Here is a 1017-nt window from a genome sequence, read left to right as displayed (position 1 = left end):
AATAAAGTTGGGAGTAACATATCCATTTGTTTTTTGCGATCAGGATGGTTTTTTGCATAATACGTACCCGCAAAACATACCGTCTCAGTATCTAATTTAAAGCGATTAATTGGATTCGTGATTTTGATTGGTGCTGCGAAAGGTAAAGACCAAACATTACTATGTCCTAAGTCTTTTTTGTATTCTTCAACTTTTAATGAGTCAGTCGTAAAAACATAATCTGCTTCTTTAGCAATAGGCTTGAACATTTCATAATGCATAGGATCTTCTTTATTCCAAAAAATTACTGGTAATTTTTTAGCTCGAAGCAATCCTATTACTTTTAGCAGATCTTGGGCATTATTGTGCTGTAAATTTGGTGAGTTGAATGCATATAGCCATTGTGACTTATTTGCTTTCCATGCACTTTCAAAAAAAGCAAAATCGCTAGTAGTTGATGCGATTTGTGCTTCAAATTTTTTTCTACTAATTGCAAACCCAGGAAACCCATCTTGCCAGCATAATTCAGAGATAGGATCTAAAAGTGTTAAGCCTTTACTAAATTTTTTATTTAAAACATCAGGATGTAGTTTAGGTACAGAAATAGTTGTACTTTTTAACTCGGTTTTAGTTTCCTCTTTCAACTCTTTGCTTTCAAGGGAAGTTTGAACTGGTTTAACTAAGATTTCCTTTTTAAGCTCTTTCCGATTAATATTTTCCTTTCTTAAGGATATTAATGCATTAGGTAGTTTGAGCAGTTGAGTTACGTTCTTTTTACTATCAATCAACATCTTACCTAGCTGATAAGAAATAGTTCTCTCAATTTTTATATCTTGAGTATTAGAAACCAAATTATCAACTTTTTGCCCAAAGCTAAATAAGACTTTATTAATAAAATCACGAATATTCTGAACATTTGACGAAATATCTTTTAGCTCATTAGAAAATGAAGATTTTATAACATGCAAGTTTTCATCAATCTGAGATAAATATCGTTCTTGTATTTTTAAAGATTCATTTTTAAGATCTTCAAGTGAT

At 30.9% G+C, this 1017-nt stretch carries 1 pseudogene; it reads right to left on the bottom strand.

Annotation, left to right across the window (positions count from 1 at the left end):
- Positions 1–1017 (bottom strand): annotated as a pseudogene (locus tag F981_RS23095) (hypothetical protein); the annotation flags it as partial.

Origin of the sequence: Acinetobacter guillouiae CIP 63.46 (assembly GCF_000368145.1) — a bacterium.
Taxonomy (GTDB): domain Bacteria; phylum Pseudomonadota; class Gammaproteobacteria; order Pseudomonadales; family Moraxellaceae; genus Acinetobacter; species Acinetobacter guillouiae.
This window is presented reverse-complemented; position numbering and strand designations above follow the sequence as displayed.